General features: G+C 67.3%; 17 protein-coding genes and 1 pseudogene. 4 read left to right on the top strand and 14 right to left on the bottom strand.

The window, feature by feature from the left end:
- Window positions 1-5 precede the first annotated feature (5 nt).
- The 9 genes from ABZ725_RS31580 to ABZ725_RS31620 all read right to left on the bottom strand — a co-directional run bounded on the left by ABZ725_RS31580 (window position 6) and on the right by ABZ725_RS31620 (window position 10,426).
- On the bottom strand, window positions 6-1,235 hold the full coding sequence (locus tag ABZ725_RS31580; protein WP_358805887.1) for a glycosyltransferase: 1,230 nt from the start codon (window positions 1,233-1,235) through the stop codon (window positions 6-8).
- A gap of 174 nt (window positions 1,236-1,409) precedes the next feature.
- Window positions 1,410-3,488, bottom strand: coding sequence for a hypothetical protein (locus ABZ725_RS31585; RefSeq protein WP_358805888.1), 2,079 nt, complete (start codon window positions 3,486-3,488; stop codon window positions 1,410-1,412).
- Between the two features lie 188 nt (window positions 3,489-3,676).
- Window positions 3,677-5,176 (bottom strand): bifunctional cytidylyltransferase/SDR family oxidoreductase, encoded by a 1,500-nt coding sequence (locus ABZ725_RS31590; RefSeq protein ID WP_358805889.1) that lies wholly within the window; start codon window positions 5,174-5,176, stop codon window positions 3,677-3,679.
- Between the two features lie 286 nt (window positions 5,177-5,462).
- Window positions 5,463-6,689 carry a hypothetical protein gene (locus ABZ725_RS31595; RefSeq protein WP_358805890.1) on the bottom strand — a complete coding sequence of 409 codons (1,227 nt, stop codon included), beginning with the start codon at window positions 6,687-6,689 and terminating at the stop codon, window positions 5,463-5,465.
- Window positions 6,690-6,872: 183 nt separating this feature from the next.
- Window positions 6,873-8,309, bottom strand: coding sequence for a GTPase ObgE (gene obgE, locus ABZ725_RS31600; protein WP_358805891.1), 1,437 nt, complete (start codon window positions 8,307-8,309; stop codon window positions 6,873-6,875).
- A gap of 181 nt (window positions 8,310-8,490) precedes the next feature.
- Window positions 8,491-8,745: a 50S ribosomal protein L27 gene (rpmA, locus tag ABZ725_RS31605; protein ID WP_003990207.1), complete on the bottom strand. Its 255-nt coding sequence runs from the start codon at window positions 8,743-8,745 to the stop codon at window positions 8,491-8,493.
- Window positions 8,746-8,759: 14 nt separating this feature from the next.
- Window positions 8,760-9,080, bottom strand: a complete 321-nt coding sequence (rplU, locus tag ABZ725_RS31610) for a 50S ribosomal protein L21 (protein ID WP_007381993.1) — start codon at window positions 9,078-9,080, stop codon at window positions 8,760-8,762.
- 202 nt (window positions 9,081-9,282) lie between these two features.
- Entirely contained in the window at window positions 9,283-9,894 is a 612-nt protein-coding gene (locus ABZ725_RS31615; RefSeq protein ID WP_358805892.1) for a Uma2 family endonuclease, read from the bottom strand.
- A 70-nt stretch (window positions 9,895-9,964) separates the two neighbouring features.
- Entirely contained in the window at window positions 9,965-10,426 is a 462-nt protein-coding gene (locus tag ABZ725_RS31620) for an ATP-binding protein (protein ID WP_358805893.1), read from the bottom strand.
- Window positions 10,427-10,668: 242 nt separating this feature from the next.
- On the opposite strand from ABZ725_RS31620, the gene ABZ725_RS31625 reads away from it, so the two are divergent.
- Window positions 10,669-11,523 carry a helix-turn-helix transcriptional regulator gene (locus ABZ725_RS31625; RefSeq protein ID WP_358805894.1) on the top strand — a complete coding sequence of 285 codons (855 nt, stop codon included), beginning with the start codon at window positions 10,669-10,671 and terminating at the stop codon, window positions 11,521-11,523.
- An 11-nt stretch (window positions 11,524-11,534) separates the two neighbouring features.
- On the top strand, window positions 11,535-11,828 hold the full coding sequence (locus ABZ725_RS31630) for a DUF397 domain-containing protein (RefSeq protein ID WP_358805895.1): 294 nt from the start codon (window positions 11,535-11,537) through the stop codon (window positions 11,826-11,828).
- A gap of 217 nt (window positions 11,829-12,045) precedes the next feature.
- On the opposite strand, the gene ABZ725_RS31635 is transcribed toward ABZ725_RS31630, so the two are convergent.
- Window positions 12,046-12,201 carry a hypothetical protein gene (locus ABZ725_RS31635; RefSeq protein WP_358805921.1) on the bottom strand — a complete coding sequence of 52 codons (156 nt, stop codon included), beginning with the start codon at window positions 12,199-12,201 and terminating at the stop codon, window positions 12,046-12,048.
- Here ABZ725_RS31635 and ABZ725_RS31640 point away from each other — a divergent pair.
- Window positions 12,124-12,303, top strand: a pseudogene (locus ABZ725_RS31640) (site-specific integrase); the annotation flags it as partial. The gene ABZ725_RS31635 and the pseudogene ABZ725_RS31640 overlap by 78 nt on opposite strands.
- Before the next feature lie 176 nt (window positions 12,304-12,479).
- Here ABZ725_RS31640 and ABZ725_RS31645 read toward each other — a convergent pair.
- The 4 genes from ABZ725_RS31645 to ABZ725_RS31660 form a co-directional block, all read right to left on the bottom strand.
- Complete coding sequence (locus ABZ725_RS31645) at window positions 12,480-12,860, bottom strand: hypothetical protein (RefSeq protein ID WP_358805896.1); 381 nt, start codon at window positions 12,858-12,860, stop codon at window positions 12,480-12,482.
- Window position 12,861: 1 nt separating this feature from the next.
- Window positions 12,862-19,809, bottom strand: a complete 6,948-nt coding sequence (locus ABZ725_RS31650) for a polymorphic toxin-type HINT domain-containing protein (RefSeq protein WP_358805897.1) — start codon at window positions 19,807-19,809, stop codon at window positions 12,862-12,864.
- Between the two features lie 124 nt (window positions 19,810-19,933).
- Window positions 19,934-23,581, bottom strand: coding sequence for a LamG domain-containing protein (locus ABZ725_RS31655; RefSeq protein ID WP_358805898.1), 3,648 nt, complete (start codon window positions 23,579-23,581; stop codon window positions 19,934-19,936).
- 89 nt (window positions 23,582-23,670) lie between these two features.
- On the bottom strand, window positions 23,671-25,173 hold the full coding sequence (locus tag ABZ725_RS31660; protein WP_358805899.1) for an FG-GAP repeat protein: 1,503 nt from the start codon (window positions 25,171-25,173) through the stop codon (window positions 23,671-23,673).
- Window positions 25,174-25,582: 409 nt separating this feature from the next.
- Between ABZ725_RS31660 and ABZ725_RS31665 the strand changes: the two genes are divergently transcribed.
- On the top strand, window positions 25,583-26,188 hold the full coding sequence (locus tag ABZ725_RS31665; RefSeq protein WP_358805900.1) for an acyltransferase: 606 nt from the start codon (window positions 25,583-25,585) through the stop codon (window positions 26,186-26,188).
- The last annotated feature ends 323 nt before the right edge of the window (window positions 26,189-26,511 follow it).

The raw sequence follows: 26,511 nt of genomic DNA on the forward strand, positions 1-26,511 counted from the left end.
CCCCCTCACACCGCCGCGGTGCCGCCCGGTCTCACCGTGCGTCGGCGGAGTCTGCTGAGCCTGCGGCGGACCTTGCGGGTGAAGCCCCGCAGCAGGGCCTCGGCGGGGTCCTTGCGCCAGCCCGGGTAGGCCTTGGCCTCGCGGGGTTCGGCCAGGTAGAGCCGGTCGGGGAGGCCGGTCGCGGCGGAGCCGTAGTGCGGGTAGGCCAGATAGAGCTGGGTGTTGCGCTTCTTCAGGACCGGGGCCGGCTTGCTCTTGGCCACGATGAACTCGAGGACGTCCACCAGGAGGTCGGGGCGCTGCCGGGCCACCAGCTCCAGGCGCAGCCGCTCGTGGACCATGAGGCGTTGGGCGACGCCCTCGTTCCAGTACGCGTCCATCAGGGGCTTGGCCAGCTCCATCTTGGTGCGGCGGATCTCCTCGTCGTTGCGCAGGAAGACGGGCCCGAACTGCGGCAGCACGGTGACGAGGAAGGGGCGGACCATGAGCACGTCCCGCTTGGCGCCGGGCGGGACCAGCCGCTCCAGCAGGCCCATCAGGGCGCGCGCGGAGTCGAAGCGCAGGGTGTAGCTCCCGCTCTTCGTCACATGCTTGCCGTCGGTGCGGCCCACCAGGTAGTAGCAGGTGTAGTCGGCGACCACGGAGACGCCGTCGGCCCGCAGATACGCCTCCATCGTGAACAGCGCGTCCTCGCCGGTCCACAGGGACTCGTCGAAGCGCATGCCATGGCGTTCCAGGAACTCCCGGCGGAAGAGCTTCTGCGCGCTGAGGGTGAACTTTATGTTGGAGGAGTAGACGTCCGTCCGCTCGAGCGTCTCGCCCCACATCGACTTCGGCGGCTTGCGGTTTATGCCCTCGACCCGCCCGAGGACCACGTCCGTGCCGTTGCGGTCGGCCATGGCGACCATGCGCTCCAGGGCCTCGGCGCCGAGCCGGTCGTCGGCGTCGAGGAAGAAGACGTACCGCCCGGTGGCCTTGGCGAGGCCGACGTTGCGCGGGCCGCTGGGGCCGCCGGAGTTCTCCTGCCGGATCACGGTCACGGACAGCGGCACGCGGGCGGCGAACTCCTCCAGGCACTCCCCGGTGCCGTCGCGGGAGCCGTCGTCGACGGCTATGACCTCCAGGCGCGCCGGGTCCAGGGTCTGCGCCTCCACCGATGCCAGGCACTCGACCAGGTACGGCATCGCTTCGTACGCCCCGATGATCACCGTGACGTCAGGCTGCGCAACGGACATTTTCCCTCTCACCACGCACCGGTTTCCGACAAAAACGCTCTGGATACCAGGTAGACGGAGGATGAACGGAGCAGGTTGCCTGGATTGCAACACGTGTTCCACATCACAGGATGCACGAAAAACCGGGCCCCCGGAGAGCGATCTCCGGGGGCCCGGCCTGAGGAAACACGGGCGTCAGGCGGTCGTCACACCCTTGGCCAGTTCCGCCTCGTCGTCCGGTGGGCCGTCCGCCCCGCCGACCGCCGCGCCTGCCAGGGAGCCGAGGCCCACATTGCGCGCCTCGGCCTTCAGCGCGAGGTCGGTGACCGCGGTGTCGAACCGTTCCAGCGACGTGGGCTCGTCGGGCCCGAGCAGGTACTCCTTGAGTTCCTTGCGGTCCTTGGCCAGCGGATCGCCGGCCGGGTCGCGCACCGCGTCCAGCAGCTGGTCCAGCTCGGCGGCGCCGTTGCCGAGGATCACGGCGGCGCGTACCGCGGTGTTCTGCCGCTTGAACTCCTCCGTGCCGAGCTCCGCGGAGTCGGTGACCGCATACGGCTTGCCGCTCGCGATGAAGTCGGAGACCACGCTGGAGATGTCGGAGACCATCGCCTCGGAGGCGTTGAAGCAGTCGTACAGACGGGGTTCGGCGCCGGCGACCACCCGGTGCTCGAAGGAGGGGAAGGAGCGCCAGTAGGCCTCGTTCCACGCGGCGCGCAGCCGGGCGGCCTCCTGGTGCTTGCGGAGGTCGACGATGCCGTCGCGGCTCGTCACGGCCTCGTCGGCCCGCTCGTCGAAGGCCAGCGAGAGGCCGTCCAGACGGGCCTTGAGCCGGGTCAGCTCGGCCTTGGCCTGGGCCTGGGCCGCCGGGTCCGCGGTGAACCGGGAGTCCGCCGCGCGCTGTGCGGCGGCCTTCTTGATCAGGGCGATGATCCGCCGGTGGGCGGCGCCGGCCTTGGCGTTGCGTGTGCCGGTGAACGGGTGCGGTTTGTACACGACACGAACCGGCGGCTCGGCCTCGACCAGTTTGCGCACGATGTTCTCGCCGGCCAGCAGGAGCGAGGTGTTGCCCGGGCTGTCGTCCCAGCCCTCCCAGGTGGGCGCGTAGAGGATCGTCGGGACGCGATCCGTCGGGATGCCGTCCGACGCCAGAATCGGCGCGAGCTGCGGGCGGCCGACCTCCACGATGTCCTCGTCGCGGATGCCGACGTCGGCGATGGCGTAGCGGTCGCGGCCCGCGCGGCCGGCGGTCCACACCTCGTCGTAGACCTTGCTGAACGGGTTGACGCTGGCGACCTTGTCGCTGTCGCCGTGACCGATGAAGACGTGCTTCATGGTCGGCACGCGCAGCAGGTGGATGTTCTTGCCGACGTTCGCGCAGTACAACGCGACCCGCACCATGGACAGGTCCATGTTCATCAGGTGCACCCCCCCGGGCACGCAGATGACAGGGACCGAGGTGGGCGCCATCCGCTCCAGGATGACGCGCTCACGCAGGATGACCAGCGGCCGGGCCTCCATCTGCTCCAGCGTCTCCAGCCACATGTTGACCTGGTAGGCGGAGTCGTCGGAGCCCGAGAAGTACAGCACCGTCTGCGGCCGGTACTCGCGCAGCCAGGCGCTGACCGTTCCCAGGACCTTGCCGGCCTTGGGCGGCAGCCGCTTGGCCCGCAGGTGCGGCACCAGCGCGAGGACGTACAGCGCGCCCAGGCCCAGGGTGACGGCGATGCCGACGTACCCCGGGAGCACCGTGACCGAGCCGGAGCCGGAGTCGCTGAACGCGCACACGAGCAGGCCCACGACGGCCGCGAGGTCGAGGTGGAGCATCTTCACGGTGGCCCGGCTCAGCAGCAGGCGCGGCGGGGCGTCCGGTATGGGCAGCCGGGAGGCCAGGTCGACGTTCCTGGTCACGACCGGCATCTGGCGGCGTTTGTCGATCAGGGTGATCAGCGCGCCGTGCGGAGCCTGCAGGCCGAAGAACACCGTGAAGCACGCGATCGCCGCGTAGAAGACCGGCTCCTGGGAGAGGTCGAGTCTCGCCAGCAGCAGGATCAGCAGCAGTTCGCGGACCAGGAACCGGGTGGACAGACCGGCCCGCACCTTGGACAGGAGCCCGATGAGGCGACTGCCCTTGCGGTGGAGGTAGAGGTCCGCCAGGTACGTCACGGCGGCCGCGGCGGCGAAGGCGGGGGCGCTCGGCACGAGCGCGGCCACCATGAGGCCGGGGTAGCCCAGCATCATGAGGACCGCTGCGGCCAGTTCGGCCGCGCTGCCCACCCGGGCTACGCGAATAGCGGTGGATATCACGGAGAAACCTGCTCTGGGAGGGGGCCGGTCATAGGTACTTAAAAGTCCGGAAAATCCTTTTTGAAGGTTTCGGGAGTTTTACGGATTCAGGCCTCCGTGAATTCTCCGTAAACGGGGAGCCACAGAGGCCTGAAAAATCGATGGCTATTTAGTCACGATTATGCCACGCCGTTCTGTCGGTCCAGTACGTCGGCCAGTGCCTGCTCGAAGCCGGACGCCTTGCCGGCGGCCGCCGTCGGGTCCTGCTGGCGGACGTCGATGACATGGCCCGTGAGCTCGGAGAGCAGCACGTCGAGCGAGGTGCGGGCGACCGCCTCGGAGGAGAGCAGACTGCCCGCGGGCTCCTGTCCGAAGGCCTTGGTGCGCATCGGCGTCGCCGTGCGTTCCGGGTTGACGCAGTTCACCCGGATGCCGTCACCGGCCCACTCGTCGGACAGGGCCTGAGTGAGGTTCACCATGGCGGCCTTGGTCGAGGAGTAGAGGCTGTACTCGGCACGGCCGCGGGTGTAGCTGCTGGAGGTGTACAGCAGCAACTGGCCCTTCGTCTCGGCGAGATACTTGTAAGCCGAACGTGCGATCTGCACAGGCGCCAGGTAGTTGACTTTCAGCGCTTCCTCGATGGTCGCGTTGTCGGTCTCCGCCAACTTGCCGATGCGCAGCACGCCCGCGGTGTTGACGACGTAGTCGATGCGCCCGGTCTCGCTGTAGGCCTTCGACAGGGCGTCGTCGACCTCCTCCGGGTTCTCCACGTGCGTGCCGGTGGTGGACCGGCCCAGGGCGTAGACCTTGGCGCCGTGCGCCTCGGCGAGTTCGGCGATGTCCTTGCCGATGCCGTAGGAACCGCCGAAGACGACCACGGTCCTGCCGGTGAGCAACTCGCGGTAGACCTCCTCGCCGTTCTGCTCGGGGGTGGCGGAGGAGGCCAGCTGGAAGAGCTTGTCGGCGATGAAGACGTCGACGGGCTGGGTCACCTTCATGTTGTACTCGTCGCCCGCCACGACGTGGATCGGCACGTCCGGCAGGTAGCGCAGTACGACGGTGCAGTCGTCCGTGGCCTGGAAGTTGGGGTCGCCGGCCGCCACCTGGTAGGCCCGGCGGATGGTGGACAGCTTGAACGCCTGCGGGGTCTGGCCGCGGCGCAGCCGGGAGCGGTCCGGGATCTCCGTGATGAACTCGCCGTCCTCGCCGTGCGTGCGCGTGACGATGATGGTGTCCGCGGACGGGATCGCCACGTCGACCGCCTGGTAGCGCTCCAGCGCCGTGACGCAGTCGTCGATGACGCGCTGCGAGAGCAGGGGGCGCACGGCGTCGTGGAAGAGGACGTTGAGGTCCTCGCCGTCGGCCAGCCCCTCGCCCAGGGCGGCGATGGCGCGCTCGGTGGTCTCGTTCCGCGTGGAGCCGCCCTCGATGATCGCCCGGACCTTCTGGAACCCGGCCTTGGCCACGATCTTCTCGACGTCCGGCACATAGCCCGGAGCCATGAGCACGATGATGTCGTCGACCGAGTCGGCGTTCTCGAAGGTGGTCAACGTGTGCTCGATGACTGCCTTGCCGGCGATCTTCAGCAGCTGCTTGGGAATCGACAGACCCACACGCTGGCCGGTGCCACCGGCCAGGATCACTGCGGTGGTACGGGGCTTGGCTATCAGCTGGGACACAGAAGACCTACCTTGAGACGACAGGGACGCGGAAATGGTCCCACTTGCGGTTACCGCGATGCAAGGTGAGTGCCGTTCGCTGCAAATGTGTACGCAACCTGGCATTCACCTTGCGTCGCTGACGATGCCGAGACACCGTTGCGGCTTCCCAGGGAAGCTCCTGGAAATCCTGTGAGTAACTCCACAGGGGTAACGCATTGCCGAGAGTGACATGCGCCGTGACATGTGTAGCGGCATGTGCGGCAACATGTGTGACGTGGCTGACTCTAACGGCTGCGCAGAGGTGTCAGCGCCGCCGCAGCCGTTTCAGGCAACGGTGCCCGAGCACCCGCACGAGCTCCTTCGACGGGGTCTGGTGCACCGGGCGGGCCGAGGTCCCGCCCGGCCCCGCGGCCACCGCCGCGAGCGCTCCGTACAGGGCATGTGCGGCCACCTCGGGAGCGATCCGGGCCTCCCCCGCCCGCTCCCCTTCCCGCTCTCCTTCCCGCCCCCCTTCCCACTCCCCGGCCGGCTTCGCCGCGGGCTCGGGAACGGCGGACAACAGACCCGGATCGCCGATCACCTGAACGCCCGTCAGCGCAATCCGATCGGCCATCTCGGCACCGATCTCGGCGGCCGCTTCGACCGCCCAACCGGGTGTGGAGATCTTCACATCCCGGGGCGTGGGACTACATATGTTCTTCATATGGACGACCGCACCGTTGCGCACCAGCTTGGAATAGAGCTCGTCGGGAAGTCCATTACTGCGGAATTCCTTGTTGAGGCTCCTCAGCATTTCGGTCTCGGCAAGCGTGAGAGAACGATTCGCGGTGTCGGGAACAGGCTGCAGGAGATTGCGGGGCAGTCCTAACAGCGCCTCGAAAGTGCGCATCAGCCCGCCCCGGTCCCGGTCGTCGACCACCACGACGGTGACCCGCTCGGCGCCGACCGCCCGCACCCACCGCTCGACCAGCCGGTCGTGCCGGTGCCGACGCCAGAAACTGGGGTTGGGCTTGTCGTAGGGGGCCTTGCGGAGCATGTGCTCCAGCCACTCCTCGTAGCCCATGCGCAGACCGTTCTGCACGTACTGCTGCCACTGCGAGGGCATGATCTTCGCCAGCGGGCGCACGGTGACCAGGACATGCACACGCTCCCCGCCGAGCTGCTCGACGATCCGTTCGATCGTCGCGTCGTCCGGGGCGTCGGCGAAGAACTCACTGCTGATCACGGAGGTACGGCGGCCGGAGGCGTGCACCTGCTCCACGAGCCGCGTCCAGTGCCGCTCGGTGGGCCGGGCGTCACCGATCATCCCGGTCCGGGCACAGGCGGCCAGCACGGCCTGCATGGGGTGTCTGCTCTGCGCCGGGAACTCGACGCCGTATGCCGGCAGCTTCTCCTTCGCCCCGAAGAGGGCGCCCTGGATCGAGGTCGTCCCGGTTTTGTGCGGGCCGATGTGCAGCAGGCGAGTGCCGGGCGGCAGCGCGGAGAGCTTCGCGGGGGCCACGGCGTCATTGCTCGTACAGTCCGTCTCCATGGTTAATGGACGGTAAGAGGGCTTCCTTAGCGGACGCTGAGAGAAGCCTGGGCCACAGATGAGTCCCACGCTCCGGTCAGCGGTTTTTCTCAACGCCGGGGTTTTCACACCGGCCCGCCTTCGCCCGCCGAACAGCCGACGAGGCCGTCTCCCGAACAGGAGACGGCCTCGCCCACACCGGTCTCAGAAGGGCTCGAAGCCCTCGAACTCCTGAGTCGCCTCGTCGCGCTCGGCCTGCCGGTCCCGGCGGCGCTGGGTCGCGGGACGCGGCTCCTCGAAACGGTGGTCCTCGCCGCGGCGGCCGAGCATCTCGGCGCCGGCCGTCAGGGACGGCTCCCAGTCGAAGACGACCGCGTTGTCCTCGGGGCCGATGGCCACGCCGTCGCCGCCGCGGGCGCCCGCCTTCATCAGCGCGTCCTCCACACCGAGGCGGTTCAGCCGGTCGGCGAGGTAGCCGACGGCCTCGTCGTTGTTGAAGTCGGTCTGGCGCACCCAGCGTTCGGGCTTCTCGCCCCGGACGCGGAACAGGCCGTCCTCCTCCAGGTTGACGGTGAAGCCGGTGTCGTCGACCGCCTTCGGACGGATGACGACCCGGGTCGCCTCCTCCTTCGGCTTGGCCGCACGCGCCGCGCCCACCATCTCGGCGAGAGCGAAGGACAGCTCCTTCAGGCCCATATGGGCGACCGCGGACACCTCGAAGACGCGGTAACCGCGCTCCTCCAGCTCCGGACGGACCATCTCGGCGAGGTCCTTGCCGTCCGGTACGTCGATCTTGTTCAGCACCACGAGCCGCGGGCGGTTGCCGAGACCGCCGTACTGCTTGAGCTCCTCCTCGATGATGTCGAGGTCGGAGAGCGGGTCGCGCTCGGACTCCAGGGTCGCGGTGTCCAGCACATGCACGAGCACACTGCACCGCTCGACATGGCGCAGGAACTCCAGGCCGAGGCCCTTGCCCTGACTGGCGCCGGGGATCAGGCCCGGCACGTCCGCGATCGTGTAGACCGTGGAGCCCGCCGTGACGACGCCCAGGTTCGGGACGAGGGTCGTGAACGGGTAGTCCGCGATCTTCGGCTTGGCGGCGGACAGGACGGAGATCAGCGACGACTTGCCCGCGCTCGGGTAGCCGACGAGGGCCACGTCCGCGACCGTCTTCAGCTCCAGGACGATGTCCTGGAGGTCGCCGGGCACACCGAGCAGCGCGAAGCCGGGCGCCTTGCGGCGGGCCGAGGCCAGCGCCGCGTTGCCGAGGCCGCCGCGACCGCCCTGGGCGGCGACGTACGACGTGCCGTGCCCGACCAGGTCGGCCAGCACGTTGCCGGCCTTGTCCTGGATCACCGTGCCGTCCGGGACCGGCAGGATCAGGTCCTGGCCGTCCTTGCCGGAGCGGTTGCCGCCCTCGCCGGGCTTGCCGTTGGTGGCGCTGCGGTGGGGCTTGTGGTGGTAGTCGAGGAGCGTGGTGATCGACTGGTCGACGACCAGGATCACATCGCCGCCACGGCCGCCGTTGCCCCCGTCGGGGCCACCGAGCGGCTTGAACTTCTCACGGTGGACGGAGGCACAGCCGTGGCCTCCGTTACCCGCGGCGACATGCAGTTCGACGCGGTCCACGAAGGTGGTCATGGTGGGTGCCTCCAGCACTACGAAAACGTCAGGGTCCAGACGAAAAACGTCAGGGTCCAGCTATTGCTCTGTCTACTGCTTGCTCTGTCTACTGCTCTAACACGCGAAAGGCGGACCCGCCTTCCCGAAAGGGAAGTGAGGTCCGCCTCGCGAAAAGTTCGGTCTGCGTCTAAGCCTTGGCTCAGGCGACCGGAACGATGTTCACGACCTTGCGGCCACGGTGGGTGCCGAACTGCACCGAACCGGCCTCGAGGGCGAACAGCGTGTCGTCGCCACCGCGGCCGACACCGGCACCCGGGTGGAAGTGGGTGCCACGCTGGCGGACCAGGATCTCACCCGCGTTGACGACCTGACCGCCGAAGCGCTTCACGCCGAGCCGCTGGGCATTGGAGTCGCGACCGTTCCGGGTGGACGATGCGCCCTTCTTGTGTGCCATGTCTCCTCAGTCCCTTACTTCGCAGCCGCGGGGATCTCAGTGACCTTGATCGCCGTGTACTGCTGGCGGTGGCCCTGACGACGGCGGTAGCCGGTCTTGTTCTTGTAGCGAAGGATGTCGATCTTGACGCCCTTGTGGTGGTCCACGACCTCGGCCTGGACCTTGATGCCGGCCAGCACCCACGGGTCGCTGGTCACAGCGTCGCCGTCGACAACGAGCAGGGTCGAGAGCTCGACCGTGTCGCCAACCTTGGCAGTGGAAATCTTGTCAACCTCAACGATGTCGCCGACAGCAACCTTGTGCTGGCGACCACCGCTGCGCACGATGGCGTACACGCGGATCTCACTCTCTCGCTCTGGGACGGCATCCCCGCAGTCCAGCCACCCGGGAACGAACACGGGCGGCCTCTCCCGACCACCGAGGTACCGGTACCCGGGAGGAAGAGGGTTTACGAGGATGTGGCATGCCAACCGACACGCCGAGGGTCAAGGCTACGGGGCGGGCACGCAGGGGGTCAAACCGAGCCGTGCCCGCCGCTCACCTCTGCTCGTCTTCCGGGGCCACGGTCTCCTCGACGGCGAACCCGGACGTGTCGAGCTCGAAGTCGAACGGGGCGGGGATGTGCACGGGCCGCCCGAAGGGAACGTTGGTCCGGGACCGGTACCCCTTGGGAGACGGATCCCACATCACGTTGATCTCCCCGCCCCGCATATCAAGCAGCAGGTACACGGGCACGACCCGCCCGTACGTCGCCATCTTGTCGAGCCAGTCGACGTCCTTGGTGGAGTCGGACGTCAGCTCTGCGGCGAGGGAGAGGGCGGAGGCGTCGGCGTGACGGCCGTCGGCGTCGAAGGCGGATTCGTCGGCGACGTGTAGGGCAGGCCCATACGCGCGCTCGGAGCCGGGGAAGGCGAAGAGAATCGGAGCCACGTCCGCCTCGTGCCCCTCCGGGGCATGCGGCGCCAGCTGAAGCCGCAGCGACTTCATGACCTTCATGTAGCGCAGTTTCGGCCCCGGCGACACGAAGATCTTCCCCCGGACGAGCTCGGCCTTGTAGCCGGCGGGCGTGTCCAGCTCCTCGACGATGCGGAGCATTTCCTTGAAGGGTGCGCTCGGAGGGGTGTCTATGGCCGTGAGGCGCTCGGTCATGACAGTCACCACGATCCTCCACTGATCACAGAGCGTGTCGTCTGCATCACGATAGTGCCGGGGCCAACGCTCACTCGCCGATCTCGCACCACAGAAGCTTCCCGCCACCCCCGGAGAGGCCGCCGCCGAGCGGATAGCCGCCCCACGTCTCGGCGTAATGACATACGAGGAAGAGCCCGCGCCCAGCCTCCGCATCCACGTCCGCCGGGACGGGGAGACGGCGGGGCCCCGACCGCTTCCCGAAGGGAGGCGGAATGTGGGGGTTGGCGTCCCAGACGCTCACCCGGAGCCGACCACGACCGAGCCCGCGGAGGCGGAGGGTAGCCGGGCCGGTGGAGTGCCGGTATGCGTTGGTGACGAGCTCGGTGGCCAACAGTTCGGCGGAGTCCCGGAGTTGTGACATGCCGTGTCCGGCGAGGACGGCCCGGAGGGTGACGCGGGCGATGCGCGCGGCTCGCGGATCGTGGGGCAGTTGGAGGGTGTACGCCCAAGTTGGGGCCGCTTCGCACTCCGACGGGGATACGGTGACCATGAACGCCTCCTGCGGTGGGGGAAGTTGGCTCGCTCGACGGCCCGACCGGGCGGTGGCAGTGCCGCGCGCTTGCAACTGCGGCGCGGTGCGCTTCCGGGTTATCGGCGGGGCCGGTTGAGCGTCTCGGGACTCACCGTAGGACAGTTCATGGACTACATTCCATGAACTGGAAGGAATGTAGTCACTATTGCCTTCGTGTGGGTGACTCGCACGACGCATGTACGAATGGGAAGTCGCAACCGATGCCGCAATCGAGCCCTCTCCCTACCGCCCGGCGTCGCCGCCTCGGGGTCGAGCTGCGCAGGCTGCGCGAACGGGCCGACCTGTCCGCCACCCAGGCCGCTGCGCTGGTCGGCGCTACCCAGTCGCGCGTGAGCAACATCGAGGCCGGACGCTACGGAGTGAGCGCCGACCGCGTCCGCGCCATCGCCCGGCACTACGACTGCACCGACGAACCCCTCATCGACGCCCTCACTGCGCTGACCGGCGAACGCAGGCGCGGCTGGTGGGAGGAGTACCGGGACATCCTCTCCCCCCGCGTACTGGACCTCACCGAGGTCGAGCACCATGCCACCGCACTACGCGTGGCTCACGTCATCAACATCCCCGGCCTGCTCCAGACCGTCGAGCACGCCCGCGCCCTGTTCGGTCACACCGTGCCGACGCTCAAGCCGCACGAGATCGAGCACCGCATCTCGCACCGGATGAAGCGCCAGGAGATCCTGCACCGCGAACAGCCCCCGCCTTACGCGGCGATCATCCACGAGGCCGCACTGCGCATGCGGTTCGGCGACCGCGACACGATCCGGGCCCAGCTGCACCACCTCAACGAGATCAGCGAACTGGACCACATCACCATCGTCGTCATCCCGTTCGACGGCGGCCCCTTCCACACCTCGGGCCAGGGCATCGACTACTTCCACGGCTCGGTACTACAACTGGACACCGTCCAGCTCGACACCGACCACGGCGCGGAACTCATCGACTCCCCCGCCCAGTTGGAGCGCTACCGCCTGATCCTGGACCGCACCAGCCAAGCAGCTCTGCCACCAGCAGAGTCCCGAGACTTCATCTCCCAACTCGCCCAAGACCTCTGAAGGAGCCCCCCATGCCCGAACTGCACTGGCAGAAGTCCACGTACAGCCAGGAGGCTTCCGCCTGCGTCTACCTCGCCACCACCCCCACCGGAACGATCCTCCTCCGCGAAAGCGACGAACCGGAAGCGATCGTCAGCATCGGAACAGGCACATTCGCCGCCCTGATAACGCATTCCAAGCACGTACATAAGGAAGCGTTGCTGGTGCATGCATTGTTTGACCAAGGGGCATCCTCTTGGCATCACGAGCAGAACGCTCCACTTCGCACCGAACCGCCTACCATGCAAAGGGCACCGCTCTGCTAGCCGAGCCTGCGGGCAGCCCCTTTCCCTGCAATACCGCCAGGCCTGAGGCCATCGACAAAAATTGAGGGCTCTTGCGGAAATTTCGCAGGTCCCTCAATCTTCCGCCGGGAAGGAGAATCAGGTGTCATAAGTCTAGTTCGCTAGGCATGAGGGCGCCAATCCGATGTTCGATCTCCACGTCCGAGAGATCCCCTCCGATTGCATGCCACCGCGAGATTCACTTCGTCTCCCCCAATGGCATATCAAACGCATCATGCATGCAGCCAATTATGCCGAACGCCAAAGATCCGAGCATAAAGGCGTCGATCTTGTCGTGATCAAGAAGCTTCTGGGCCACGCCCATATTGGCGTGACGGTCGGCGTCTATGCCCACGTCCGACTCCAGCTCGAACGCTAAGCCATCGACACTCTGGGCCACGTCCTCGGTCAGAACGACAACCCCTACGACCTAAGCGCCTCAGCCATCGTCCGCTGACGTTGCCGTCAAACACCCCTACGGCCCCATCGGAAACAGATCCGGTGGGGCCACTGGGGCACTGCGAGGATGCGACGGTCGACAGCGGTTCATTCCGCGCCGAGCAGAAATACAGAGCGCACCGTAAATTTCACCTGGCTGCCCCTTCAGTTATGCAGGACACGCAGATGTAGGTGTTATGCCGGACCAGTGATGGGGTCATCCTCGGGGGAGATGTTGACTCCGAAGCATCCGATTACTTTAAGCGGGTGCGGGTCGAGGTAAAGCTTAAAGTAGTATCCCGCTCGTTCGCGATCGTTCACATAGCCCACAAGAAGGCCCCGCTCGCCCATTTCGGCAAGACTTGCAAGGCATTCCGCGGCCCCGACGGTCGGCTTGCCACGCCTTTGCGCAGCCCTCACTCTCCCCTGACAGATACCCCGAAGCCTTGACGCCGGAATCGGTTCGAGCCAGACCTGGAAATATGCTCCAGAAGTTAGTGCATTCTTGACCAGAATGGTAACCTCGGAGTCGATCTCGAATGCGGCCAGCAGTTCACTCGCGGACACTTCGTTCATCTCATCCCCTCGTCACATTTCTCCATGTCTCCCCGAAGTCAAAACTAATTTCAGGGGCATGGATTTCTCCGACAATAAGATGTTCATCTTCAAGCTGGTCCCATGGGCCGTCGTGGATTTGAATATTCCTCGATGGCCCCACGAGAGGATCTATGTCCGCCACCTTGATGCGCAACATGACACCTTCCCCAACCCAGTCATTCCCCAGATTCTGGGCGAAATAAATGGCCTGCTCAGGGTCATCCGACCAAGATGTGAAGACGGAATCCGTATTATCTGCACCGACATGGTGTTCTATGTTTGAGCGGCCTCCGAAGGGAACAGCACGGCCTTCAGTAGCAGCATCATATTTTTGGTGCCCCTTGGCGAGACCGCGGTATAGATATCCATCGCTGATATCGCAGTTATGGACGAGGACCGGGGCGGCCCCCGCCAGCACATAGTACGTGTGCACGTCGCTGACAGTGAGGTCGTGTGTCCTCTGCCTCTTGTCGAAAACGCTGACCGCGGTGAGCTCGACCGACTCCCCGTTGGCGGTGTGCAGGCGCATCCCCGGACTGAGATCACCAGCCTCGATCCACGCCTTCTCAGAGTCCACCCAGAAGGGATGGGTCGTGGTGGAGACCAAGGTCTCGGGCTTGCCCGACTCAGTCTCGATCGTCAGGTCGACGAAGTGCTTGTCGTCCTCCGTGACGATCGTGCCGACGACCTCGCGGATCTCCGTTCCGCCCAGCTTGGGGTCGGTCACCTTGACCTTGTCGCCGAGCTTGACCTTTTCGATCGGCTTTGTCTTGCCATTGGCAAGCAGGACTTTGGTACCGGGCAGGAAACTGTGAGGGTCCTTACAGGAGCCCTTACCTCTCTTGAGGGCCGCCGCAGCCTTCGCCCTGGCCTGCGCCAGTTTCTCCGTAGCCTTGGTCAGCCCGGCCCTCGCCTTGCCCAGGGCCTTGTTCGCCTTGTAGAGGCCCTTCGCGCCGCCGATCAGGTCCTTGACCAGGCCGGTGACCTTTTTGGCGAGTTTGAAGCCCTTGGCCCAGTCCCACGGGGCCCCATACTTGGCCAGGAGCTTGCCAGCCAGGCCGCCCGCGAAGCTGCCGGCGATATTGAGCAGGGTCTCGCCGCAGGCCCCGACGTCACCGCTGGATATGCAGTCCAGACCCGCGTCCACGCCGAGTTCGTCCATGGCAATCTTGATCAGCGCCTTGCCGGCGGACTGGATGCGCCTCTTGGCGGAGGACTGTTGAGATTGCGCTGCCGCCACGTCCCCAGACGCCCTGCTGACGTCGGACTGTGCCTGATCGACCTCCGAGACGGACGAGTTGGAGGGCGCACCGGGGCAGTGCATCTGACTTTCCCGGCAGCCGACGACCATCAGTCCGCTCGGGTCCGCCTCCGTCACCGGTGAGTTGTTGGCGTAGGCGTAGCCGTTGATCTGTTGCGGCTGGGTGTAGTCGATGATCGGGTCGACCGAGATGAACTTGCCGATCGCCGAGTCGTACTCCCGTGCCCCCAGGTGGGTCAGGCCGGTCGAGGCGTCGATCGTGCCGCCGACGTAGCCCCGCTCGCCCGGCCAGGGGCCGAGTTTCTCGCCGCGCTCGACGCCGTAGGGGTCGAAGCGGCGCTGGGAGATCACGCCGGTCGCGGCGTCGATCGCCAGCTCGCCCGTGCCGTGGTGGTCCGCAGCGACGAAGGAGAGCTTCGCGGCTGTACGGACCGCAACGGTTTGGCCCGCGTACTCGTAGTAGCGCGTGGCCTCCTTCTTGGTGCCGTCGGCCGACAGCTTCAGCTCGGTGCCCGGCAGGTAGACGGTCGTGCCAGAAGGGTCCTTGCGCACGAGGCGGTTACCGGACGCGTCGTACAGGTAACTGGTCTTCGAGCCGTTCGCCTCGGTGACCTCGTTGACCTTGCCCGTGTCGGTCCAGGTCAGGGACTGGGCGTTGCCGCCGATGGTGCGCTTGGTGGTGTTGCCGGCGTCGTCGTACTCGTACGTCGACTGCCGGGCGCCGGTCGGGGTCTGCTCGGTGACCTTGGTGACCTGGTGGGGGCCGTCGCCGAGGGTGCCCGCGCCGCCGTACTCGTAGCTGCGCGTGATGTTGTTCGCCGCGTTGAGCGCGGTGTCGTGGTTGGTCTCGGAGACCCGGTTGCCGATGGCGTCGGTCTCGTACGACTTCCAGTACGAAGCCGGGCCGCCCAGCGCGCTCGAACCCGCGGCGGAGTCACAGGCCGTGGGTCCGGTGCCGTCCACCGGCGTGGTAGAGCCACGGGTTCCGGAACCGGCCGCGGTCGTCGCGGTGGCCGCCGGCGTCCACGCGTCCTGCAGTCGCTGGCGACTGTCGTAGGCGAAGCACTGCATGTCCGGCGAGCCGGAGTTCGCGGTGTCCGCGATCGACAGGACGTTGCCCGCCTGGTCGTAGGAGTAGGAGGAGTCCTTCGCCAGGGCGGTCGCGCCGTTGACGTCGACCACCGAGCGGGTCAGCCGGTCGGTGCCCTTCTCGTAGAAGAACGTCTGCTGGACCTTCTTGCCGCTGCCCGACGACAGTTCCAACTGCTGGAGCTGGCTCTTATCGGAGTAGACGGTGTTGGTGACGTACGAGTTGGCCGTGCCAGTCATCGACGTCGGCCGCTGCAAGGCGTCGTACTTGTAGGTCAGGCTCTCCGCCGGCAGGTCGCCGATGGCGGACATGCCTGTGGTCTGGACCGTTCCGTCCGAGTTGTACGTCGTGGTGAAGGTGTACGTGCCGGCGAGGGAGCCCTGTGACGCGGGGACCTGATACGCCGTCTTCAGCGGACGGTAGAACGTGTCCATCGACTGGATGGCAGTGGTGAAGTACTCCGTCGGCGAGATGTAGGCCAGGTGGCCATAGGCAAGGCCCAGCCATCCCGCCTTGTCGTACTTCGTCTCGCTCAGCTGCGTGCCGGTACCGGCGTCGCCCTGCCAGGTCGTGAGGACACGACCGAGCTTGTCGTAGACCGTGGAGGTCTTCTTGTTGCGGCCGTCGTACGCCACGACCGGGCGGTCCAGCTCGTCGTACTCAGTGCGCGAGGTGCCCGCGTCCGGATCGATCGACTTGGTCTTGCGGCCCAGCTGGTCGTACTCGTAACGCCACACGTTGCTCTTGGCATCAGTGACCGTCTCCAGCAGACCGGCCACGTTGTACGTGTACTTCGTCGAGTCGTACGGCACACCCACGCCCGGCGAGGCGCCCTGGTAGTGGCGGATCTCGGAGACATTGCCCTGGCCGTCCGTGACAGTCGTCGTGGGTACTCCGCCCACCGGCGGATCGACGTGCGTCAGTTCACCGTCGTAGGTCGTTTTCGTCCGCCACTGCTCTGCGCCGGAGACGGCGAAGATCTCGGCGGTCATCCGCCCCAGGCCGTCGTACTCCAGCAGATTCTGCGCGCGGACCTGACCGTTGCTCACCAGCAGCAACTCGTCGGAGGCCGCGCCTTCCGCGTTGTACGTCGAGTTGGTCTTCCTGACGTTCCCAGTGGCGTTGTACCAGGTGTCGGCGACCATGCGGGTGCCGTCCGGACCCTCGGTCTGGATCTGGCGAGCCCTGAGCATGCTGTCGTAGAGCTGGTATTCCGCTCCGTAGGAGCCGTCGTTCTCGAGCTTCTCGGTTTTGATCGCGGTGACTTTGTCCTTGCGGACGTTGTACGAGTACTTGATGCTCGGCGTCTTCGTCGACGCGCGGTCCGCGAGCCACACCGACGTCAGTCGGCCCAGGCCGTCATAGGCAAGGTCGGTGCGCTTGCCATTGGGGTCGGTCTGGCCCGACGACATGCCCCAGGCCTGGGCGTAGTCGGTCGTGGTGTTGTGGCCGAGGGCGTTGATGACGACTGTCCTCGACAGCAGGCCGTTGGTCTCGGTGTAGACGGTCTTCGTCGCGTCGGACGTCCCGTACTGCTTGGCGTCCTGCTGTGACTTCGGACGCCCGAAGTCGTCGTAGGTCGTGGCACCTGTGATCTGGTACGTGGCCGTGGTGCCGTCGTGCGACGTCAGCCGCTCGGTCTTGGTCGCGTCGCCCTTGGTGGGCGCCGCGCCGAACGCGAGGTTGTCGTACGAGGTGCGCTCGTCCGCCAGGACCTGCGTCTTACGGTCGGGCGTCGTCGCGCACTTGACCGACACGCTCTCGCTGCGCGCCGGAAGCCCGAGGATGTTCTTCGCCTCGTTGTCGGCGTAGGTGGTGCGGGTGCAGCTGTCGTCCTTGGCGGTGGAGACGTCACCGAGGTCATCGACCTGCACAACGCGTCCTGTGCCGTTGGACGTGTCGTACGTCGTGGTGGACTTCGTCTCGCGCCAGGTCCCGTCGGACTTCAGGCTGAAGCCGCGGCCGGTCTGGGTACGCACGATCGCCGCGTGGGTGGTGTCCCAGCTTCTGGTCTGGGTCGCCGTGTAGTGCTTCCACGGGACGTCGATCGTCTTGGAGACCAACTTGGCGCCGTCGTAAGTGGCCGCCTCCAACTGGTGGCCCGTGAACTCCTCGGAGTCCGTGTAGGAGGCTCCCGTGGAGTCCTTGACCGACACCGAGCGCGTGTTACCGGCCGAGTCCTTGTCGCCGTCCATGCCCTGGAGGTACGTGTAGTCGACCCGGGTGGTCTGCAAGTCGGAGCTGCCGCTGGTGACCTTGACCTTGCCGTAGCCCTGCCAGCCGCCCCAGGTCAGGTACTTGGCGTCGGTGATGCCGTCCGGCTTCGCCTTACGCCAGGCCGCGTCACCCTGGTAGTCGTAGCGGGTGACCATCGAGTCGCTGCCGCCGGTGCGGTCCGTCTCGATGACCGCCGACACGACGTACTTGTGGAACCAGTCCGTGATCGGGTCGACGTAGCCCGGCGGGGCCCACTTCACCGGATAGCAGCGCTTGACCGACTCGCCAGGCGTGGGCAGCGAGGCCTTCGCGCAGTCGGTCGCCGCGTAGGTGACGTCGAGCTGGGCTCCGGTGTCGCTGAGGACCATCGAAAGACGGAAACGGTAGAACGGGGCGATATTGTCGCCGATCGCGTCGACACGGTTGGCGAGCTGCTCGCCGAAGAGGTCCACGGACGGCAGCTTCACCGCCGTGCCGACGCGGCCCTCGTGCTCGATCTTCGACAGCCACAGCGTCTTGGAGTCGTCGCCGTTGTCCGTGAACAGGTGGGTGAAGCTCCAGGCGTCCACGTCCTGGTAGGTCGTGGCGTCCTTGCGCATCTGCGTGACGACCGACGTCAGCCGCTTGGTGGTCCAGAAGGTCTGCACGGGTGACGTGCACTTGGTGGCGGAGTTGCACTCCTGGTCGACCGGAACGTCCGGCCAGTAAGCGGCGTTCGCCTTCGTGCGCTTGCTCTCCGCGCAGTCGAAGTCGGCGGTGGGCAGGCAGCGTTCGGCGGTGTTGAAGACGACCCGGGCGGGAGCCTTCGCCGCGTAGACGCTGCCGTCCCGCTGGCCGTAGTCGATGCGCTTGAGCCAGCCGCCGCGGTGGTACGCGGTGCCGTTGACGTCCGTCTTGCCGTTGAGCGCGTAGTAGTTGGTCTCCCGGTCGTAGAAGTAGGACATCACGTTGCCGTGCGTGTCCTTGACGTAGTCCAGGCTCCAGCGCCACGCCTGCTGGCAGTACGCACTGGTGAACGTCGCGTTGTAGCAGGGCTCACCGGAGTCGTCGCCGAAGACCGGGGCGGTCCAGACCGAGTTGGTCTCCTCGTTGCCCGTCGCCCAGCCCGGCAGCCGGTTCAGGCCGAAGACATACTCCGTGCCCTCCGGAGTGGTGATCTTCCAGTGCTCGCCCTTGTCGTCGGTACTGCCGTCGTCACCGTTGACAGCGCCCGTCAGCCGCTCGACCTTCGTACCGTCGTCGGACGACATGTGCCACTTGCCGGTGGCGTCGTCCTTGACCAGCTCACCGGACGAACCGTTGAGCATGATCGTGGCGTTCTCGAACGCCCAGCACTGCTCACCGGAACCGTCGTGACCGTCGTCCGAACAGGGCTTGTAGCGGCGCTCGATGTATCCGGGGTCGTAGGAGAAGCCCTCACCGATCCAAGAGCCCTGGTTGTTCGTCGCCGAGGTGCGGCCGTCCGCCGACTGAGAGGAATAGCCGAGGCCCACGGTCGGGGTCAGGCCGCCAGGGGTCGGGACTGAATTCAGCGGATAGCTCCAGCTGAAGCCGCCTGAGGAAGGAGCCACGCTCCAACTGGACGACGGCGACAGCGCCGTGGCCTTGTACGTGCCCTGCGCACTGGACGGACCCGCCGCCACCGCTACCAGGGACGCCGCGTCGGTCGCCATCGTGGACACACCGTCGGCGGGGGCCGGGGCGGCCGTCACGTCGGCGGAGACGGTGCCCGTCTTCACGTCGTTCACCGTCGGCAGCACGACGGGCTGCGCGGGGCAGGCCTTGCTGCCCGGCGTGGCGACCGTGGCACACGCCGGCAGCTGGACCAGCTGGAGACGCGAAGCGTAGGAGCCGCCGAAGCCCTCGGCGAACTCCGAGTAGTCGACCGTCAGCCGGACCTTGGCCGCCTCGTCGACGCCGTCGGCACGCGCTACGTCGAGAAGGACACCGGCGCCGAGCTGCTGGGCGCGCTTCGGATCGAGGACATCGACACGGACCTTGTCCGCCGCAGTCGTCGCCTCGACCTTCGCGTCGGCCTTGGCCGTGGTCTTGGCCTTCGGCTTGCCGACCGTGATCGGCAGGCCGCCCGCCTCCGCGGTGGCCCCCAGCTTCACCTCGGCGCCGCCCTGCTCGGGCCACACCGCCTTGTCGAGGCCCTTGACCGCGGCCCTGCGCGCCGGGTCGGAGGGACGGGCCTTCGCTTTCGCGTCGGATCCCTTGGCGGGATCCCCGTCGTCCTGGACGCCGGGACTGCTGGTGCGGCCCCGGTCACCGTCGTCGAGCGCCAACGCCTGAACCGACGACGCGGACAACGCGAGCGTGAGCCCGAGCACTGTCGCGGCGAACACCGGTCTGGGCATGCGGCGGCTCAGTGAGCGGCCACGGAAGAACATTCGGACAACTCCCTGGTCGAAGGAGAACGTCGTGGAAAGGAGGGCGTGCCGGGGCTCAGCAGCCCCGGCACACCGGGAGACTGGCGGTCCGTCACATGTCAGGCGCCGCTATCAGGCTGGTCATGAGCTGCACCGCGATCTGGTCGGCGGCGCCGCTGTAGACGCGGACCTCGTCGATCGCGCCGGCGAAGTACTCGCTCGCCCCGCGCAGCGAACGGCCCACCTGAAGCCCGCCTGTGGCAGACCACAGGGTGTCGTCCGTGCCGTAGGCGGCGGCGACCAGCTGACCCTCCACATACAGGCGGATCGAGTTGGCGAAGGCGTCGTAGACCACCGCCAGGTGCTGACCGGAGCCATCGAGTTCGGGCATCTCCCGATCGTTGGTGAACGTGACGACCTCAGGGGCGGCCACGTCCGACTTGGCGACCGCGAGCTCCCACTGCCCGGTGGCGGCTTGGTAGCGGACCTGGACGCGGTTGGCGTTGGCGCCCGGCAGGGACAGCACCGTCTGCGACTTCTCCGGGTCCAGCGAGGTGAGCTGGGCACGGGCGGTCACGGTGAAGCTGCTGTTGCCGACGACCGGGGCGGTCGCGGTGGACGCGTAGTCCCCGTCACCGTCCAGGACCAGGTTGCCGTCGCCGACCAGGGCGGCCGTCTCGAACGCGTCGGCAGGTCTGTAGATCGTGGCGTCACCCGCCAGCGTCAGCGCCTGGCCGCCGCCGGTCTCGACGGAGGCGCCGCTGCTGGCGTCGTCGAGCTGCCAGTAGCCCTTGCGCGCCGGCTTGACGGTCATCAGCTCGGAGACCTCCGTCGCCGGCAGGAACCGGTCGAAGACGCGGACCTCGGCGAGGTCACCGGTGAAGTTGTCGCGGTAGCCGCCCTTGGCCGTGGACCGGCCGATCTGCAACGGACCGTACGGCTTCCAGGCGGAGAGGCGCGTGGCGGAGGCCTTCAGGTCCTTGTTGATGTACAGCTGGAGCTGCGGGCCCCCGGTCTTCTGCGCGTCGTACACGCCGGTCAGCAGCACCCACTGGTCCATGACCACGGAGACTCCGGTGGAGACGGCCTTCCACTCGCCGAGCGAGGTGACGTCGTTGACCGGGACGGAGAACTTCCAGGTCTGCGCGGTCGCGTCGTAGCCGAGGGTGAAGCCGGGCTCGCCGGTGCCGTCCTGGCTGATCACCGTCATGTTCTTGTCGAGCGCGGTGGGCCGGACCCAAGCGCTGACGCTGAAGCTCTTGGCGGAGTCCAGCACGCTCTCGTTGGTGTCCAGGTAGGACTCGGCGGTGCCGTCGAAGCGGGCCGCCTTGTCGGCCTTCCCGCCGGGACCCTCCACGCCGAACGTGACGGCGCTGCCGGCGGTCGCCGAGTACTCGCCGCTCTCGTCGTGGGCTTCGTGGCCGACCCCCTCGTCGGCGAGGTTCCACTGGCCGACGACCGGCCGGCCCTCGGCCACCAGGAAGTCGTAGTAGTTCTCGCCGGCGCGAGCTGCCTTGTCGATGGCGAGCACCCTCAGTACATGCCGACCGGACCAGGTCGGTACCCACTGCACGGAGACCGTTCCTCCCGCTGTGGGTGGCGTGACCGTGGTCATCGCGGCACCGTCGAAGGAGTACTGATATTTCACGATGTCTGAGCCCACTTGGGCGTCGTTCGGGTTGGGCGAGAAGGTGAAGGTGCCGTAGGTACCCACACCCTGGCTGTAGACGGTGCCGGACGGGTACTCCGTGGACAGCACGTTCGGCTTGCCCGGCGACGTCTTGTCGTAGACGAACTCGCAGCGCTGCGTGCCCTCCGAGCTCCACGGGCCGTAACCGTCACCGTCGTAGGCGCGTGCACTCCAAGAGATGACCGCGTTCTCCGGGATCGACGACTTCACCGTGTGTATGAACTTGGTGTTGGCAGTCGGGGAGAGCCAGTCCGGTGTGAGGTAGGTGTAGGACTTGGCGGTGTTGGTGGTGGGGTCGGTCCACTCGACCTTGAACTCGACCTTCACCTTGTCGGTCTGGCCGTTGCCGTGGTCGGGGTCGCTCGCGATGGCCTGAAGCTTCGGCGGAACGTCGGTGTACGTACGGCCTGTGCCCCACTTGCACAGACCACCGGGGTCGGTGGTCATGTCGGACGTCTTGATCTGCCCGGGCAGGGTGTTGTAGCTCACCGACAGGTAGGCGTTGCCGCAGATCCGCTTCCACTCGGCGAAACGGGATTCGTCCGCCGCCCGCAGGCCCAGCGTCATCGAGTTCCAGTTGCCCGCAGCGGCCGTCTTGATCTCGCTCGTCAGCTCACCGCTCGCACCGCTCTCGAAGTGCAGGTTGGCCTGACTGGAGCAGGACGTCGGGGAGATCGCCTTGTCGACGGTCTGCAGATAGTCGTCCCAGTCGTCCGAGGTGTTGGACCAGTTGCTCGACGAGTTGAGCGTGTAGTTCTGGCCGCCGATCCGGTACAGCTGGATGGGCTCGGCGGTCGGGGTGGCGCTGTAGATGTGCTCGACGCGGGCGGAGAACGTCGCGCCGAGGATCTGCTTCCCCTTGTAGAAGGAGAGCGGCATCGTGAACATCACGCGACGGGTGCCTACGCCGTTGCAGGAGACCGGGTTGTAGTCGGTCGGGCACTTGCCCACACCGGCACTGCCCGAGTACTTCCAGTCCTGCTCGGTGGGCATCCCCGACATGACGCCCGTCCACGCGGTGCGTGACGTGGTGCGCTGGATCGGGTCGATGACCACCGGAAAGACGGTGTCCGCGCCCTTGAGGAGCTTCTGGTCGGGGACGAGCCGCAGCTTGCCCTTGGCGACCTCGACGCCGAGCGGGGCGACGCGTCCGCCGCCGCCGGGACCGTCCAGGGCTGCCTTGTGCGTCTTGGGGCCGACAGTGGCGGTGGCGGTCGTCCCCGCCTCGTCAGCGCCTGCTGCCGCGGACTTCAGTGCCTTGGCGACGGCCTTGGGGCCCTGCTTCTTCGTCGCGGCCTCCGCCACGGCGGCCGAGTCCCACATCGAGGGCTTGCCCGCCTGGAAGACGGTGCCGCCGACAGCGGAATCCTCTGCGACGATCGCCCCGTCCGCGTCCTCTGTGACCTTCAGACCGTCCGTCGCCATCCCCAGGTCGAGCTGAGCCAGCCTCGGATCGGCACCTGCCTCGGGCGTCTTTACGACCAGCAGGTGGCCGAAGCCGTCCGCCTCGGCCCGCACGGCGAGGTCGACACCGGGCAGGGCGTCCACGTAGGTGGCCGTGTCTCCGTCCACCGTCGGCACCGGCAGCTTGCCGTACGGCCAGCTCAGGGCGAACTCACGCCCCGCGCGCTGCATCGTCACGAACGGCTTGCCCACCTGACCGGCAGAGAAGCTGAGATCGACGGTGGCCGCCTTCGGGCCCCAGGTTCCGTCGGCCCGCTTCACCAGCGTGGCATCGATGTCAACCCACTTGCCGCCCTGCACCGTTCGTACCGGCTCGGTGTACTCGCGTGCAGTGAAGGTGCCGTCGGGCTCGGCGAAGATGTCCCGGCGCTCGGTGCGCAAGCCGACGACCTCGGTCTTCTTGCCGGTGTCCTTGGCCGCCGCCATGGCCTGCTGCTCAGTCACCATCGGCTGGTCGGCGACGATCGGTTCCTGATCCCGCGCCGACGTACCGCCGTTGCCCGGGAGAGTCGCCGTCCCGGCCACCACCGCGCCCGTGACGGCCGCTGCCACCACGGCGCGCAGCGCCAAGCCGCGCCGTATCGATCCGTGTCTGCCTGCGGACACGCGTCCACTCTCCACTCGGTTCATGTCTGTCTGGGAGACCTGGTCGCCGGAACGGTCTTTCCGGCGAGGAGTACGCGGTTGCCGGAGAGTCATCGGACCGCCGCCCCGAAGGAGACGCCACCCGCGGGAATGCCACCCTCACCGGGCTTCCACGTCTGGGTAGGCGCGCCGCCCGAGACCACGTTCCACGGGAAACCGTGCACCGCCCGCCCGTCGGCCGGCCCGTAGGGCACACCGACGTACAGCAGCGCCGGAGTGGCCCCGAGACTGATGCCCGCGTACGTCCGAGCCGACGGCCCGGAAGGAATGCCGCTGCCGGGCTCGATCCACGCGTCCGACGCGCCAGGCGCTCCGATCAGCGGAAAGACCTGGACGCCGCCCGCTTCCGGAGCATCCTCCGTGGTCTCCTCACCGGGCACACCGACAGCGAGGCGCATCGTGGTCGCCGTACCCACCACATTGGTGGCGGTGTTCACAGCCGCAAGTTGCTGACCGAAGAAGTCACCGGGTTCGGCCTTCTCCTCGACGTTCCCATCGGCAGCCACGGCATCCTGGTGGATCCAGCTGAGCAGGGCGACCGTTCCATCAACCTTCAGGTGGTAGACATGCACCGCACCCGCGTCGACGGTGGTGTCGAGGTCCTCCCCCGGCACGCCCACAGCGAGGAGCGCGTCGGTGTTGGTGGCCGCGCCCGTCGGACGGTAGGGAGCCATCGCAAGGGCTGCGCTGTACCGGTCGTCCATCTGAGCTGCGGTGTCGGTCGATCCCGTACGCCCCTGCCCCATGCCGTAAAGGGGGTTGGGGATGCCGTCCGTGTTGATCGACGGCTGGAAGACCTGCAGACCGCCCGCAAAAGCGACCGTTCCGATGCTCTCGCCGGGGGCTCCGACCGCGAAGTACCGGTCCGTGGCGGAGATCGACGCGCCGAAACGGTCGTACGGCTCCGCGGTCTCCCACATCTCGGCGCTGTCCTGGGTCACGGACACACCACTGTGGTCGGTCCCGTAGACAAAGCCGACCATGCCCATGTCCACACCGGCGGTCCCGTCCTCGCCCGGAACGCCGATCGCCAGGTACGGAATGCCAGTTGTCGAGGTGCCGGCCCCCAGTGCGTAGCCGAACCAGTCGTCTGCCTCAGGGGTGTCGCCCACTGGATAGGCAGCCCCTTGCGCGAAGCCGCTGCTGCGGAACTCGGACCCGACCGCGGTCGTGGATCCGTAGACCACCTGGGCATAGCCGGCATCCTTGACCGTGCCCACGTCCTCGTACGGGACACCGACCGCCAGGTCGCTGCAACCGTCCTTGTTGACGTCGTACACCGCCAGCGAGAAACCGAACTGGTCGCCGTCCTCAGGCGTGTCGGAGACGTTGGTCGTGTCCTGCGAGATCTCGACGACCCCCTTGCCGCCGCCGAGCACGATGCGCACCAAGCCCGCCCGCTCGTGGCCCAACACCGTCGCGTCCGGGTCTGCGATGGCCGTGTCCCGCACGCCGTCGCCGTTGAAGTCGGACGTCGTGCCGGCGGTGCAGGCGACCGCCGCCGCCGCCGGAGCGCCCCCGACCCCAAGTCCCAGCCCGAGCAGCGCCGTCACCAGCGCCGCGGCTGCACTACGCCGCCAGGCCCTCTCCCCCTGCGACCCCCGACTTCCGCCAGGCACAGCCCGGTGCCATGACGACACCCGCCCCTCCACGGACATGGATTCCCCCCCTTGGAGCGCGCGCGACATCAGCAGCACCGCCCCACCCGTTTTCCCCACCCTTGACGCAGCCCCCCGTCGATAAAGGGAAGCTAAAGAAAGCCAAGTGATCATCCCTTCACTTAGCGTGTGCATGCAACACACACAGTCCGCCCCATAAAGTGACATGGATCACAGGATTCCCACATGTTCCACCAAGCGAGGCCTGCTACTCGCCCGTGCACCTGGCCGCAACCCCACACGGGACGCCCGCCGTCGGCCCCGTATGCTCGCCAACCGAAGCCACACACCGGAAGGCAGCAGAGTGAACTACAGGGTCCAGCCCAGCGCGCAGGTAGACGACAGTGCCGAGATCGGCGCCGGGAGCAGCGTCTGGGACCTCGCGCAGATCCGCGAGGGCGCGCGCCTCGGTGAGGGCTGTGTCATCGGCCGTGGCGCGTACGTCGGCTCGGGCGTCCACCTGGGCGACAACTGCAAGCTGCAGAACTACGCGCTCGTCTACGAGCCGGCCGAGCTCGGCGACGGTGTCTTCATCGGCCCGGCCGTGGTCCTCACCAACGACCACAACCCGCGTTCCGTGGACCCCGACGGCAAGCAGAAGCGCGGCGGCGACTGGGAGGCCGTCGGCGTGAAGATCGCCGACGGGGCGTCCATCGGCGCCCGCGCCGTGTGCGTCGCGCCCATCGCCATCGGCCGCTGGGCCATGGTCGCCGCCGGCGCCGTCGTCACCAAGGACGTCCCGGACTTCGGCCTGGTCGTCGGGGTTCCCGCGCGGCAGGTCGGCTGGGTCGGCAGGGCCGGCGTCAAGCTGGTCGCGCGCGCGGGCGAGGCCGACGTGTGGGAGTGCCCGCAGACCGGTGAGCTGTACGACGAGAAGGACGGCGTGCTGGTGGAGCGGGCCGCAGGCTGAGCGCTCCGCTGGAAGTGCCGCGATGTGCCGTCGTTCTGCTGCGGCGCCATCGTGGCTGGTCGCGCGCGCGGCGGAGCCGCACACGTCAGCGCCCCGCGCCCCTTCAGGGCGCTGCCGAACCGCAGCCGACTTCGACCGACCCGCTTAGCTCCACCAGCCCACCGGCACGCCGGCCCAACGGCCCGCCGGAAGGTACGGAAAAAAAGGGGGTCGGCCGCGTCCAACAGGACACGGTTCCTCCTCCGGCGTTCTCATCCGCGGCCGATGAAGTCGGGTGGCTGGAGGCTGCGGGGCACGACGAGGACCTGTGGGCCGGTGACCGG

This window comes from Streptomyces sp. NPDC006872, from assembly GCF_040635845.1.
In the GTDB taxonomy this organism is placed as follows: domain Bacteria; phylum Actinomycetota; class Actinomycetes; order Streptomycetales; family Streptomycetaceae; genus Streptomyces.

Bases quoted from the DNA above. Each gene is read 5' to 3' on its own strand.
- ABZ725_RS31580 (WP_358805887.1), bottom strand. From the start codon at position 1,235: ATGTCCGTTGCGCAGCCTGACGTCACGGTGATCATCGGGGCGTACGAA.
- ABZ725_RS31595 (WP_358805890.1), bottom strand. From the start codon at position 6,689: ATGGAGACGGACTGTACGAGCAATGACGCCGTGGCCCCCGCGAAGCTC.
- obgE (WP_358805891.1), bottom strand. From the start codon at position 8,309: ATGACCACCTTCGTGGACCGCGTCGAACTGCATGTCGCCGCGGGTAAC.
- rpmA (WP_003990207.1), bottom strand. From the start codon at position 8,745: ATGGCACACAAGAAGGGCGCATCGTCCACCCGGAACGGTCGCGACTCC.
- ABZ725_RS31615 (WP_358805892.1), bottom strand. From the start codon at position 9,894: ATGACCGAGCGCCTCACGGCCATAGACACCCCTCCGAGCGCACCCTTC.
- ABZ725_RS31620 (WP_358805893.1), bottom strand. From the start codon at position 10,426: ATGGTCACCGTATCCCCGTCGGAGTGCGAAGCGGCCCCAACTTGGGCG.
- ABZ725_RS31625 (WP_358805894.1), top strand. From the start codon at position 10,669: ATGCCGCAATCGAGCCCTCTCCCTACCGCCCGGCGTCGCCGCCTCGGG.
- ABZ725_RS31630 (WP_358805895.1), top strand. From the start codon at position 11,535: ATGCCCGAACTGCACTGGCAGAAGTCCACGTACAGCCAGGAGGCTTCC.
- ABZ725_RS31645 (WP_358805896.1), bottom strand. From the start codon at position 12,860: ATGAACGAAGTGTCCGCGAGTGAACTGCTGGCCGCATTCGAGATCGAC.
- ABZ725_RS31650 (WP_358805897.1), bottom strand. From the start codon at position 19,809: ATGCCCAGACCGGTGTTCGCCGCGACAGTGCTCGGGCTCACGCTCGCG.